This is a genomic window from Ralstonia sp. OTU4908 (assembly GCF_038440115.1).
GTDB lineage: Bacteria > Pseudomonadota > Gammaproteobacteria > Burkholderiales > Burkholderiaceae > Ralstonia > Ralstonia pickettii.
In genome coordinates this window covers 1-13,058 of record NZ_JASATD010000031.1, presented here as the reverse complement: position 1 = coordinate 13,058, position 13,058 = coordinate 1, and the positions used below count along the sequence as shown (strand labels likewise).

Sequence of the window (13,058 nt, the reverse complement as noted above, 5' to 3'; positions counted from 1 at the left end):
TGCCCGATTAGAAAGTTTGGTTGGGCATGCGCGGCGCGTGGCCTTATCTTCGGTGCCTTCCCCCCATCGGAGCGCATCATGCTCGCAGGACACGCCGTACAGGTCACCCAGGCGCTGGAACAGGTCACGGACTATTGGTCGCCGCGCGTCGTCGGCCAGGTCAACGACCAATACATCAAGGTCGCCAAGCTCAAGGGCGAGTTCGTCTGGCATGACCACCCGAATGAAGACGAACTGTTCTTCGTGGTCTACGGCCACCTGAAAATCGCCTTCAAAGACCGCGCCGATGTGCACCTCGGCCCCGGCGAATTCTGCGTCGTGCCGCGCGGCGTGCGTCACTTTCCGGTGGCCGACGAGGAATGCGGAATCATGCTGATCGAAACCGTGACGACGCAGCACACGGGCGACGTCATCACCGAGCGCAGCGTGGCGCTCGAGAAGCAACTCAACGGATGAACGCGTCGTAAGCCGTCTTCAAAATCAGCGCCAACACCACCACGATGAACACCTTGCGCACGAAGCGGCTGCCGTGCCGCAGCGCGAGGTGGCTGCCGACCTGATTGCCGGCCACGTTGGCCACCGCCATCACCAGGCCGAGCTGCCACCACACGTGCCCCTTGGCGGCCAGCAGCAACAGCGCTGCCACGTTGGTCGCCAGATTCACGATCTTGGTGGACGCCGACGCGTGCAGGAAGTCGTATCCGAACACGCGCACGAACACGATCATCAGAAAGCTGCCCGTGCCCGGGCCAAACACGCCGTCGTAGAAGCCAATGGCCGCGCCGGCCAGCAATGCCGCGGCGCGCTCGCGCCAGCCCTTGAGGCTCGGAGCATGGTCGGCGCCCAGGTTCTTCTTGGCCACCGTGTAGACGAGCAGCACCGCCAGCACGAACGGCAGCGCACGGCGCAGCGGTTCGGCCGGAATGTGCGTGAGCGCCCATGCGCCCAGCAGCGAAAACATAAACGCCGTGACCACAGCCGGCGCTGTGGCGCCCCAATAAATGCGCACCGTGCGGCCGTAGCGCACCGCCGCCGTCGCGGTGCCCGACATCGACGCGACCTTGTTTGTGCCGATCAGCGTGGCGGGGACGATGTTGGGATACGCCGAGAAGAGCGCGGGAATCTGCACCAGGCCGCCGCCACCAGCAACAGCATCGATCAGGCCGGCCAGAAAACCGGCCACGGCGAGCAAAGCGAATTCCATCAGGAGAAACGAAACAGGAAGGATTAGCCCAGCGCCTTGGGCGACGGGCGCGCGCTACGCCGCCAGCAGCCCGATGCGTCGGGCGCAAAGCCGAGCGCTGCGGCGTCTTCAGCCGACAGCGCCGCGGGCGGCAACAGGACGTGGAGTATGCCATGTGCCCTGGCGTACTCATTGACGGCCGCCAGGGCCGCATCGCGCGTGGCCGTGTCACCGGAAAGCACCATCACGCCGACGGGCAACCACGCCACCAAACCGCCCAGGGCCAGATGCGGCACGAGCGTGATCGGTGCCACACCGGCCAACATCTCCCCTTTTTCCACGAGAAAGCACGGGTGCACGCTCGGATGAGCGAGCAGCGTATCGACGGCATGCGCAAGCTGCAGCGGCGAGGCGGTCGACGCGACGGCGGCCAGCAGGCGCGGCCGGTCTTCAGGCGTGGCAAGGCGAGTGGAGAAGGTCATGGACAGTTCTGGCGAAGCGCCATTGTCATGCAGCACACGCATAGGCGTCGACAACGAATGCATTTCTCTTGTGAATCGGCGCGAACCAGAATGGATGCGGCACACCACGGAGCCCGCCATGACCGATCCGGCGCGCGCCCTCACCCTGCAATTGCTGCAGTCGCTGGCCGAACGGCCCAGGCCTTATGCAGAAGTGCTGGAAACCTGGCGGACGTCATGCCCGCGGCTGTCGATCTGGGAAGATGCGTGCATTGATGGGCTGGTGGACTGCGCGCCCGGATCGCATCTGGTGACGGTCAGCGCCCGCGGCCGGGCGCTCTTGGCGGCGAGCGCCACTGGCTAAACGCACAAACTAAAAGGCCCTGCCGGGGATCGCCTGGCAGGGCCTTTATCTATTTTGCATCTCCACCGTACATGCGGTGTGTGCTGTCGTCTCCTCGCTCCCGCCTCATTTATCTCGTGCGAAAACCGTAACGAGACTGTAAAAGATGCACCGCAATGCAGCAACTAGAGCAAACCCTTACGGTGCATGAGGCACCAAGTGCAGCCGTTCGGGTGAAATTTACCGGCATCTTCGCGCATTGTGGCGTCAACGTCGCAACCACGGTACGCGCGCCGCAATTTCGCCCATGATGCCGCGCCGGAACGTCAGTACACAGATTACGAAGATCGCGCCCGTGACCGTGGTGACCGATTCGCCAAGGATATTGAAGCCGTCGATGCCGGTGGCGCCAGCCAGGAAGCTGCCGATGTCGCCGAGCTTGTTTTCCAGCGCGATCACGAGCGCCGCACCCAGCAGCGGGCCAGACAGGATACCCAGGCCGCCTACCAGCGTCATCAGGATGACCGAGCCGGACATCGACCAGTGCACGTCGGTGAGCGTCTCGAAGCCGAGCACCAGCGTCTTGAGCGAACCGGCGAGGCCCGTGAGCGCCGCCGACAGCACGAAGGCCAGCAGCTTGAAACGATCGGTGTCGTAGCCGAGGGACGTGGCGCGCGGCTCGTTCTCCTTGATGGCCTTGAGGATCTGCCCGAACGGCGAGTGGATCGTGCGCACGATCAGCAGGAACGCCGCCACCACGATAACCAGCACCACGTAGTACAGCGTCAGGTCCGAAGAGAGGTCGATCACGCCGAACAGCTTGCCGCGCGGCACGCCTTGCAGGCCGTCTTCACCGCCCGTGAACGGCACTTGCAGGCAGAAGAAGTACAGCATCTGCGCCAGCGCCAGCGTGATCATCGCAAAGTAGATGCCCTGACGGCGGATGGCGAGCAAGCCCACGATCAAACCGATGAACGCGCCGGCTGCGGTGCCGGCCAGCAGGCCAAGCTCCGGCGTGACGTGCAGATCGCGCATCATGTAGCCGGCCACGTAGCCCGCGCCGCCAAAGAAGGCCGCATGCCCGAACGACAGCAGCCCCGTGTAGCCCAGCAGCAGGTTGAAGGCGGAGGCAAACAGCGCAAAGCACAGCAGCTTGGCGACGAACACCGGATACGCGCCCACCAGCGGCGCGGCAATCAGCGCCACCAGCAGCAGGCCGTACAGAACATATTTGAGGGAGGAAGAGTTGGTCATGTTGGCCGCGCCGCTCATTTCTCTTTACCGAACAGGCCCGCCGGACGCACCAGCAGCACCAGCACCATGATCACGAACACCACGGTCGCCGACGCCTGTGGATAAAACACCTTGGTCAGCCCCTCGATCACGCCCAAGCCCAGCCCGGTGACGATCGAACCGAGAATCGACCCCATGCCGCCGATCACCACCACCGCAAACACGGTGATGATCATGCTCTGCCCCATCAGCGGCGAGATCTGGATGACCGGCGCCGCCAGCACACCGGCAAATGCCGCCAGCGCCACGCCAAAGCCGTAGGTGAGCGTGACCATCAGCGGCACGTTCACGCCAAAGGCTTCGACCAGCTTGGGGTTCTCGGTGCCGGCGCGCAGGTACGCGCCCAGCTTCGTCTTCTCGATCATGAACCACGTGGCGAAGCACACCGCCAGCGACGCCACCACCACCCACGCGCGATAGTTGGGCAGCATCATGAAGCCGAGGTCGGTGGCACCCTGCAGCAGCTGGGGCGTGTCATATGGCAAGCCCGACACACCGTAGATGGCGCGGAACACGCCTTCGATGACGAGCGTCACGCCCAGCGTAAGCAGCAGGCCATAGAGGTGATCGAGCTTGTAGATGAACCGCAGCAGCGTGCGTTCGATCACCACGCCCAGCAGGCCGATCACCAGAGGCGAGAGCACCAGCATCGCCCAGTACGGCACGCCAAGGTACGAGAAGCCCATCCACGTGAGCACCGCGCCCAGCATGAACAGCGCGCCGTGCGCAAAATTGATGACGTTGAGCAGCCCGAAGATGACCGCAAGGCCCAGGCTCAACATCGCATAGAAGGAACCGTTGACCAGACCCAGCAGCAGCTGGCTGAGCATGGCCGGTAGCGGAACGCCGAAGATTTCCATCGCGGTCAGGGGAAGAACACCAACACAACGTTGATGGCGCCGCCCCCCCACACGGACGGCGGCGCCGGATTGCCTACGCTCTTACTTCTTCATCAGCGAGCACTTCGACTCGGCGGGCGTGGTGAAAGCCTGCTCGCCCGGGATCGTCGCGACAACCTTCAGGTAATCCCACGGCTTCTTCGATTCGGCCGGCGTCTTTACCTGCAGCAGGTACATGTCGTGGATGGCACGGCCGTCCTGGCGGATATAGCCCTTCGTGTAGAAGTCGTCGATCTTGGTCTTCTTGAGCTGGGCGATGACCTTGTCCGGATCATCCGTGCCAGCAGCGGCCACGGCCTTGATGTAGTTCGACACCGCCGAGTAATCCGCTGCCTGCAGGCTGCTCGGCATCTTCTTCATCTTCATGAAGTAGCGGTTGGCGAACTTGCGCGACGCGTCGTTCATGTCCCAGTACCAGCTGTCGGTCATCAGCAGGCCTTCGGCCGTCTGCAGACCCAGGCTGTGCACGTCGTTGATGAACATCAGCAGGCCTGCGATCTTCATCGTCTTGGTGATGCCGAATTCCTTGGCTGCCTTGATCGAGTTGATCGTGTCGCCGCCAGCGTTGGCCAGGCCCAGGATCTGTGCCTTGGACGACTGCGCCTGCAGCAGGTACGACGAGAAGTCCGATGCCGACAGCGGGTGCTTGACCGAACCGACCACCGTGCCGCCGTTGGCCTTCACCACAGCCGTGGTGTCGTTCTCCAGCGAGTGACCGAACGCGTAATCGGCGGTCAGGAAGAACCACGACTTGCCGCCCTGCTTGACCACCGCGCTGCCCGTGCCCTTGGCCAGTGCCACGGTGTCGTACGCATAGTGGATCGTGTACGGCGTGCACTCTTCGTTGGTCAGGCGCGCCGTGCCGGCACCGATGTCGATGAACACGCGCTTCTTCTCGGAAGCCACCTTGTTCATGGCCAGGCCCGTGGCAGAGTTCGTGCCGCCCAGCAGCATGTCCAGGCCTTGCTGGTCCATCCATTCACGCGCCTTCGATGCGGCAATGTCGGCCTTGTTCTGGTGGTCCGCCGTCACGAGTTCGATCGGCTTGCCGAGCACCTTGCCGCCCGCATCCTCGATCGCCATCTTCACCGCCTCGACACCGCCCTGCCCGTCGATGTCGGCATACAGCCCCGAAAGATCCGTGATGTAGCCGATCTTCACCTTGTCGCCGCTCACCTGCGCATGCGCGCCGAATGCGGCCGCCCCCAGCCCTATCGCCATCAATGCACCAGCCAGCTTCTTGAGTGTCATGGTCCTGTCTCCTGTGTCGTGCGCGCCGCGGATCACGCTGGCGCATGGGTCTTGCAAGTCGATCGGAAAAACCTCTTAAACGCCGAGCAGCTCGTGCAGCACCGGCATCTTGTCCTGCAACTGCGCCGCCTCGAAACGCTCGACGATACGGCCGTGTTCCATCACATAAAACCGGTCTGCCAGCGGCGCGGCAAAGCGGAAGTTCTGCTCCACCATCACCACCGTGTAGCCGCGCTTCTTGAGCATCAGGATCATGCGGGCCAGCGCCTGCACGATCACCGGCGCCAATCCTTCGGAAATCTCGTCGAGCAGCAACAAGTTCGCGCCGGTGCGCAGGATGCGCCCGACCGCCAGCATCTGCTGCTCGCCGCCCGACAGGCGCGTGCCCTGGCTTTGGCGGCGCTCGGCCAGGTTGGGGAACATCTCGTAGATCTCGTCGATGCTCATACCGGCATTGCCGGTCTTGGCCACCTGGCCCTTCAGCACCGGCGGCAGCATCAGGTTCTCTTCGCACGACAGGCTCGAGAAGATGCCGCGCTCTTCGGGGCAGTACCCGATGCCGCAGTGGGCGATCTTGTGCGTGGGCAGGTCGATCGTTTCCACGCCCTGGCCGCTTGCGTCATGCACGACGATGGAGCCCTTGCGCGTGCCCACCAGGCCCATGATGGCGCGCAGCGTGGTGGTGCGGCCCGCGCCGTTGCGGCCGAGCAGCGTGACCACCTCGCCGCGGTTCACGGTCAGGTCGACACCATGCAGGATGTGCGATTCGCCGTACCAGGCGTGCAGGTCCTTGATCTGGAGCGCGGGCGTGCTCATGCAGTGTTCTCGTGTGTTCGGGTCTAGCGTTCGCTTACGTTTGATGCGCGGCGTGTGGCCGCGTCGCGTGATCGATCAGCGTCGATCAGTGGCCTCAATGGCCTTCCAGCGCCGCATCGGCGGTGCCCATATAGGCCTCCATCACCTGCGGGTTCTTCGAGACGTCTTCGTACAGGCCTTCGGCCAGGATCTGGCCGCGCTGCAGCACCGTGATCTTGTCGGCGATGGACGAGACCACGTTCATGTTGTGTTCGACCATCAGGATCGTGCGGCCCTGTGCGACGCGCTTGATCAGCTCCGTCACGCGGTCCACGTCTTCGTGGCCCATGCCCTGCGTGGGCTCGTCGAGCAGCATCAGCTCGGGCTCCATCGCCAGCGTGGTCGCAATCTCCAGCGCGCGCTTGCGGCCGTAGGGCAGCTCCACCGTCACGGTGTGCGCAAACTCCGTCAGCCCCACCTGTTCGAGCAGCTCCATCGCGCGCGCATTCAGCGTGTTGAGCGACTGCTCGCTGCGCCAGAACGCGTACGCCGTGCCGAGCTGCCGCTGCAGTCCAACGCGAACGTTTTCCATCACCGTCAGATGCGGAAACACGGCGGAGATCTGGAACGAGCGGATGACGCCGCGGCGCGCGATCTGTGCCGGCTTCTCCGACGTGATATCGACGCCGTTGAACAGGATCGTGCCGCGCGTGGGCACCAGGAATTTGGTCAGCAGGTTGAAACAGGTCGTCTTGCCGGCACCGTTCGGGCCGATGAGCGCATGGATGGACCCACGCTGCACGCGCAGGTTGACGTCGGACACGGCGGTAAAGCCCTTGAAGCCCTTGGTCAGTCCGCGCGTTTCGAGAATGATGTCCTGCGCCATGATTCCCTCTGGTCTCCCGCCCTTTTTATGGTGCGGATGATTGTCAACGGCTGTTGCGTTGCAAAACATCGGGGTTTTTACCGAGTCGATTACACCCCGCTTACGCGCCGGAAACCCGCACCAGTATTAGCTTTCTGCCCCACATGGGGGTGATACGTAGAGTTACCTATGGGGGCAATGCCGATTGCGTATCCAGTGGACACGGGCGGTGTGTCATGCCCGTGTCATCGCGTCGGAACCGGCGTCAGGCTGGCACGGCCTCACCGCGCGCGCGGGCCTTGCGCGCGGCACGAATCATCTCGCTCGCCTTCTCCGCAATCATGATAGTCGGCGAGTTGGTATTGCCCGACGTAATCGTCGGCATGACGGACGCGTCGACCACCCGCAGGCCGTCGATGCCGCGCACGCGCAGCTGCGCATCGACCACGGCGTTTGCGTCATCGGCGCGGCCCATGCGGCACGTGCCGACCGGGTGGAAGATGGTCGTGCCGATTTCTCCGGCTGCGCGGGCGAGTTCCTCGTCGGTCTGGAACGCGGCGCCGGGCAGGTACTCCTCCGGCTTGTATTGCGCCAAGGCCGGTTGCGCGACGATGCGGCGCGTGAGGCGCAGCGAATCGGCCGCGACCTTGCGGTCTTCCTCGGTCGACAAGTAGTTCGGCGCGATGGTCGGTGCCGCAAACGGATCGGTGGACGTGACATGCACCGTGCCGCGCGAGGTCGGCCGCAGGTTGCACACACTCGCGGTAAACGCATTGAACGCGTGCAGCGGATCGCCGAACTTGTCGAGCGAAAGCGGCTGCACGTGATACTCCACATCGGGCCGCGACACGTGCGGGTTCGAGCGCGCGAACACGCCCAACTGCGACGGCGCCATGCTCATCGGCCCGCTCTGGTTGAACGCGTATTGCATGCCGATGAGCGCCTTGCCCCACCAGTTCGAGGCGCGCGTGTTGAGCGTGGGCACGCCGTGCACCTTGACCACGCTGCGCAGCTGCAGGTGGTCTTGCAGGTTTTCTCCGACACCCGGCAGCGCCTGGCGCACCGGAATGCCGAGCGCCTGCAGACGTTCCGGCTGACCAATGCCGGCCAGCTCCAGCAATTGCGGCGAGTTGATCGCGCCGGCCGACAGGATCACCTCTTCGCGCGCGGCCACGGTGTAGTCTTGCCCGGCCCCGCGATACGTCACGCCAGTGCAGCGCTTGCCGTCAAACGTCAGCGCCCGGACTTGCGCACCCGTCACGATGGTCAGGTTCGGCCGCTGCGATGCCGGGCGCAGAAAGCCCTTGGCCGTGTTCCAGCGGATGCCGCGTTTCTGGTTGACCTCGAAGTAGCCGACGCCAAAGTTGTCGCCGCGGTTGAAGTCGCTCGTGCGCGGGATGCCCGCCTGCACGGCCGCCTCGATGAAGGTCTCCAGCACCTGCCAGTGCAGGCGTTGCGGCTCGACGCGCCATTCGCCGTTGGCGCCGTGCCATTCGTTGGCACCGCCGTGGTGGTTTTCGCTGGCCTTGAAGAGCGGCAGCACCGCATCCCATTTCCATGAATCGTCGCCCGTGATGGCGGCCCAGCCGTCGTAGTCTTCGCGCTGGCCCCGCATATAGATCATGCCGTTGATCGACGAGCAGCCCCCCAGCACGCGGCCGCGCGGATACCCCAGCGAGCGACCGTTCAGCCCGGGCTCTTCGCGCGTGCGATAGAGCCAATCGGTGCGCGGGTTGCCGATGCAATACAGATAGCCGACGGGGATGTGGATCCAGTGGTAATCGTCCTTGCCGCCCGCTTCGAGCAGCAGGACGGAAACGTCGGGGTCGCGGGTCAGCCGGTTGGCGAGGACGCAGCCGGCGGAGCCTGCGCCGATGATGATGTAGTCGTAGGTATCCATGTCTCCGTGCTTCTTTTCCCTGGTGTTATTGGTTCTTGTTCTTGTGGTGCAACCAATTCACTTCAAATCAAATCCGCGAAGCCAGCCACTCCGTCATCTTTCCAAACACCTCGCTACGCAGCGGTTCGGCTTCGTTGAAGATCTCGTGATACCCGTTGTCGAACCACGCCAAGGTCCGCAAATCTTCCGGCGCATTCGCATAGAAATCGCGGCTGCCAGAGGGATCGACAATCGCATCCGCGCCACCGGCCATCAGCAGCATCGGCGCTTCCAGGCGAGGCGCATCCTGCTGCGCCTGCGTGATCGCATTGAGCATGAATTCGAGCAGCGACGCACTGATCGTGCCCTGCACCAGCGGGTCTGCGCGATAGGCGGCGGCGATGCTCGGATCGTGCGAAAGCTTGGCCGGATCAACGGGATTCGGCACCGGCAACCGCGGCGCAATGGCGGAGAGAATCCCCCGCACGATGCCCGTTCCGGGCGGCAATTTCACGCGCAGCGCGGGCGATGAAAGCAGCACGCCGCGCACGGGGCGGATACGCGCGGTGGTGAAGCGCGCGACGATCAACCCGCCCATGCTGTGGCCGAGCACGAACGGCATCTCGTGCCATTCGGCGACGGCGGCATCGACGATTTCGGCGAGATCGGTGAGGTAGTTGTCTTGCGCGTCGAGCGCCATGCGCGGGCCGCCGCTCTTGCCGTGGCCCCGCAGGTCGAAGGCACGTACGCGCAAGCCCAGGTCGGTGAGCACCTTGGCCACATGCGGATAGCGGCCGCTGTGTTCGGCCATGCCGTGAACCAGGATGACGGTGCCGCGCGGCTCGCCGGTGTCGGGCGCGGGCAACCAGGTGCGGACCAGCAGTTCAGTGCCGTCCTTCATGCGCTGGCGGCTTTCCAGCGCTGGATGGGCGGTGACCTGTGCGGGGGCTTGCGTCATCGGCGTCTCCTCCTTGGGTTGCCAGATTGTGGCATAGACGCCGCCTGTCGCAATCTGCGCCAATAGAGCGGCCCGTCAGTGGCAGCAGGCGTCGAGGTCGGACTCGGGGCCGCCTTCACCGCCCTCGCCGGCCACGCTCTGGAGGATCGGGCAATCGGGGCGATCATCGCCGTGGCACGCATTGGCGAGCGTCATGAGCGTGTCGCGCATGGTCTGCAGCTCGCTGATGCGCGCGTCGAGATCCGCCACGTGGCGCAGGGTGACGGCCTTCACATCGGCGCTGGCCCGTTCGCGGTCGTTCCATAGCGAAAGCAGCGTGCGGATTTCTTCCAGCGCGAAACCCAGCGAGCGCGACCTTTGGATAAAGCGCAGCACATGCAACGCCCGCGCGTCGTACATGCGGTAGTTGCCTTCGGTGCGCGGACTCGGCGGCAGCAGGCCGATGCTTTCGTAGTACCGGATCATCTTGGCCGACACGCCACTGGCCTTTGCGGCCTCGCCAATGTTGACGGGGCCTTTGTCGATCAGATCGGTGCGCGTCATGCCTTGTCTCCGGTGGCGCGCCAGCGGCGCAGCATCAACGCATTGGTGACGACGCTCACGCTGGAGAACGCCATCGCCGCGCCGGCAAACGTCGGGTTCAGCAAGCCGAATGCCGCCAGCGGAATGCCCACCACGTTATAGATGAACGCCCAGAACAGGTTCTGGCGGATCTTGGTGACGGTGCGGCGCGACAAGTCCAGCGCATCGTTCACCAGGCGCGGCTCGCCGCGCATGAGCGTGATACCGGCGGCCTGCATCGCCACATCGGTGCCGGTGGCCATGGCGATGCCGACATCGGCCGCCGCCAACGCAGGCGCATCGTTGATGCCATCGCCCACCATCGCCACCACATGGCCGCCCTGCTGCCACGCCGTCACGCGTGCGGCCTTGTCTTGCGGCAGCACTTGCGCAGCCACTTCATCGATGCCGAGTGCCCGCGCCACGCTGTGCGCTGCCCCAGCGTTGTCGCCCGTCACGAGCGCGGTGCGCACGCCACGGGCCTGCAGCGCCGCCACGGCCTCTTTCGCACCGGGCTTGAGCGCATCGCCAAATGCAATCAGGCCACGCAACTGCACGCCACCTTCATCACGTTGTGCAAGCCACGAGACGGTGTTGCCTTGCGCCTCCAGCGCATCGGCGCGTGCCTGCAATGCGCTGCGATCGAGCCCCAGTTCATCCATCCACCGCGCATTGCCAAGTTGCAGCGATGCGCCATTCACGATGCCCCGCGTGCCGCGTCCGGCCAGCACTTCCGGCGATTGCGCTGGCGTGATAGCGCGACCCCGCTCCTTGGCATAGTCGCGCGTGGCCTGTGCCAGCGGATGCGTGTTCTCGGCCTGCAGCGCGGCAAGCTGATCGAGCAGCGTGTCGGCGTCGATGCCGGATGCCGCTTCCACCGCCGTCACACGCGGCTGGCCGACGGTGAGCGTGCCCGTCTTGTCGAAGACGACGAAATCCACTTGTTGCGCGCGTTCCAGCGCCTGCGCGTCGGCAATCAGGATGCCGCGCCGCGCGCCCGCACCCGTGCCGGCCATGATGGCGGACGGCGTGGCAAGACCCAGCGCACATGGGCAGGCAATTACCAGCACGGCAACAGCGTTGACGATGGCCGTCTCCCACGCCGCACCGGCAATGAACCAACCTGCCAGCGTGAGAACCGCCGCCACCAGCACCGCCGGCACGAAAATGGCGCTGACGCGGTCGACCAGTTGCTGGATCGGCGGCTTGGCAGCCTGCGCGTCTTCCACAAGGCGGATGATGCGCGAGAGCATCGTGTCGGCGCCGACGGCCGTGGTGCGCACGAGCAGCACGCCGTCGGTGGCGATGGCGCCGGCGGTCACGTGGTCGCCTTCGCGCTTGGGCACGGGCAGGCTTTCGCCGGTCAGCATGGATTCATCGACGTGGCTCGCGCCTTCCAGCACAACCGCATCCACGGGGATGCGTTCACCGGCGCGCACGGACACCACGTCGCCCACGCGCACCTGGGCGACAGGGGTATCGCGCAGCGTGCCGTCGGCACCGCGCACGCGAGCGGTGTCGGGGCGCAGCGCCTGCAGGGCACGGATGGCCTGGGCGGTCTGGCGCTTGGCACGCACTTCCAGCCACTTGCCAAGCCGCACCAGCGTGATGACCACGGCGGCGCTTTCGAAGTACAGGTGCGGCGCGTGGTGCATCCCGTCCGCCCCGGCACGCCACCATAGCCACAGCGACAGCCCATACGCCGCCGACGTGCCGAGCGCGACCAGCAGATCCATATTGCCGGCACCCGCACGGAGCGCCTTCCAGCCGGCCTTGTAGAAGCGTGCGCCAATAACGAACTGCACAGGCGTTGCCAGCAGCCATTGCACCCAGGCCGGCAACATCCAGTCGCCACCGAACCACCCTGCAACCATCGGCAAAACAAGCGGCACAGACAGTGCGGCGGCAATGCACACAGGGCCGGCGCCTTCCCAGAAGTCGGGTTCGGCAGCAGCGGGCGCAGCGGCGGTTTCATCAGTAGCGACGCGGGCCTCATAGCCGGCCGCGGTAACAGCGGCGATCAGCGCATCGCTTGCCGCGCCGCCTTGCACGCGCGCCCGCTCGGTCGCGAGATTCACGCTCGCTTCGGTCACGCCGGGCACGGCACGCAAGGCACGTTCGACACGGCCCGCACAGGCAGCGCACGTCATCCCACCGATATCGAGATCGGTCGAAGGCACGTCGGGAAGGCTGGCTGCAGTCATGAAAGCGTCCGTTCTGAAGAGATGGCATCAGCCTAGACCTTCCCATCTTGGCAAGGTCAAGCCCATTTTACGCTTGCGCTTCCAATGATGGGAAGGTTCATACTGCTGCCGTGATCCCCCTTCCGTCTTTCAGGAGCAAACGATGACGACGTCTTCCACGACCTTTTCCGTGAGCGGCATGAGCTGTGGCCATTGCGTCTCAGCTGTCACCCGTGCGGTGCAGCAGGTCGATGCCGGCGCCAATGTGCAGGTTGATCTGGACAAGCAAACCGTGGCCGTCACCAGCGGTGCCAGCACCGATGCCGTCAAGGCCGCCATCGAGCAAGCCGGCTACCCGGTCAAGTCTTCTGCCTGAGCCGGACGTTG

At 64.8% G+C, this 13,058-nt stretch carries 14 protein-coding genes; 3 read left to right on the top strand and 11 right to left on the bottom strand.

What is annotated here, in order from left to right:
- Positions 1-78 precede the first annotated feature (78 nt).
- Positions 79-456 carry a cupin domain-containing protein gene (locus tag AAHM38_RS20190; protein WP_015855949.1) on the top strand — a complete coding sequence of 126 codons (378 nt, stop codon included), beginning with the start codon at positions 79-81 and terminating at the stop codon, positions 454-456.
- Here AAHM38_RS20190 and AAHM38_RS20185 read toward each other — a convergent pair.
- On the bottom strand, positions 446-1,204 hold the full coding sequence (locus AAHM38_RS20185) for a sulfite exporter TauE/SafE family protein (RefSeq protein ID WP_015855950.1): 759 nt from the start codon (positions 1,202-1,204) through the stop codon (positions 446-448). The two genes, AAHM38_RS20190 and AAHM38_RS20185, sit on opposite strands and share 11 nt — an antisense overlap.
- Before the next feature lie 23 nt (positions 1,205-1,227).
- The gene (locus AAHM38_RS20180) at positions 1,228-1,665 is read right to left on the bottom strand and encodes a hypothetical protein (protein ID WP_039376123.1); all 438 of its coding nucleotides are present in this window, start codon (positions 1,663-1,665) and stop codon (positions 1,228-1,230) included.
- A gap of 118 nt (positions 1,666-1,783) precedes the next feature.
- Here AAHM38_RS20180 and AAHM38_RS20175 point away from each other — a divergent pair, with 118 nt between their 5' ends.
- Positions 1,784-2,008 carry a hypothetical protein gene (locus tag AAHM38_RS20175; protein WP_015855952.1) on the top strand — a complete coding sequence of 75 codons (225 nt, stop codon included), beginning with the start codon at positions 1,784-1,786 and terminating at the stop codon, positions 2,006-2,008.
- 246 nt (positions 2,009-2,254) lie between these two features.
- Here the strand turns inward: AAHM38_RS20175 and AAHM38_RS20170 are convergent, their stop codons facing one another.
- The 9 genes from AAHM38_RS20170 to AAHM38_RS20130 form a co-directional block, all read right to left on the bottom strand.
- A complete protein-coding gene (locus tag AAHM38_RS20170) occupies positions 2,255-3,241 on the bottom strand; it encodes a branched-chain amino acid ABC transporter permease (protein WP_037028784.1) in 987 nt (328 codons plus the stop codon).
- 14 nt (positions 3,242-3,255) lie between these two features.
- Positions 3,256-4,140 carry a branched-chain amino acid ABC transporter permease gene (locus AAHM38_RS20165; RefSeq protein WP_009239536.1) on the bottom strand — a complete coding sequence of 295 codons (885 nt, stop codon included), beginning with the start codon at positions 4,138-4,140 and terminating at the stop codon, positions 3,256-3,258.
- A gap of 81 nt (positions 4,141-4,221) precedes the next feature.
- Positions 4,222-5,430 carry an ABC transporter substrate-binding protein gene (locus tag AAHM38_RS20160; RefSeq protein WP_015855953.1) on the bottom strand — a complete coding sequence of 403 codons (1,209 nt, stop codon included), beginning with the start codon at positions 5,428-5,430 and terminating at the stop codon, positions 4,222-4,224.
- Between the two features lie 75 nt (positions 5,431-5,505).
- Positions 5,506-6,246: an ABC transporter ATP-binding protein gene (locus AAHM38_RS20155; protein ID WP_015855954.1), complete on the bottom strand. Its 741-nt coding sequence runs from the start codon at positions 6,244-6,246 to the stop codon at positions 5,506-5,508.
- A 94-nt stretch (positions 6,247-6,340) separates the two neighbouring features.
- Positions 6,341-7,111, bottom strand: a complete 771-nt coding sequence (locus AAHM38_RS20150; RefSeq protein ID WP_015855955.1) for an ABC transporter ATP-binding protein — start codon at positions 7,109-7,111, stop codon at positions 6,341-6,343.
- Positions 7,112-7,355: 244 nt separating this feature from the next.
- Positions 7,356-8,990, bottom strand: a complete 1,635-nt coding sequence (locus AAHM38_RS20145) for a GMC family oxidoreductase (RefSeq protein ID WP_015855956.1) — start codon at positions 8,988-8,990, stop codon at positions 7,356-7,358.
- Between the two features lie 67 nt (positions 8,991-9,057).
- Positions 9,058-9,927 carry an alpha/beta hydrolase gene (locus tag AAHM38_RS20140; protein WP_015855957.1) on the bottom strand — a complete coding sequence of 290 codons (870 nt, stop codon included), beginning with the start codon at positions 9,925-9,927 and terminating at the stop codon, positions 9,058-9,060.
- A gap of 75 nt (positions 9,928-10,002) precedes the next feature.
- Complete coding sequence (gene cueR, locus AAHM38_RS20135; protein WP_015855958.1) at positions 10,003-10,470, bottom strand: Cu(I)-responsive transcriptional regulator; 468 nt, start codon at positions 10,468-10,470, stop codon at positions 10,003-10,005.
- Positions 10,467-12,692 (bottom strand): heavy metal translocating P-type ATPase, encoded by a 2,226-nt coding sequence (locus AAHM38_RS20130; protein ID WP_015855959.1) that lies wholly within the window; start codon positions 12,690-12,692, stop codon positions 10,467-10,469. The genes cueR and AAHM38_RS20130 overlap by 4 nt, the downstream gene beginning before the upstream one ends.
- 142 nt (positions 12,693-12,834) lie before the next feature.
- Between AAHM38_RS20130 and AAHM38_RS20125 the strand changes: the two genes are divergently transcribed.
- On the top strand, positions 12,835-13,047 hold the full coding sequence (locus AAHM38_RS20125) for a heavy-metal-associated domain-containing protein (protein WP_015855960.1): 213 nt from the start codon (positions 12,835-12,837) through the stop codon (positions 13,045-13,047).
- The last annotated feature ends 11 nt before the right edge of the window (positions 13,048-13,058 follow it).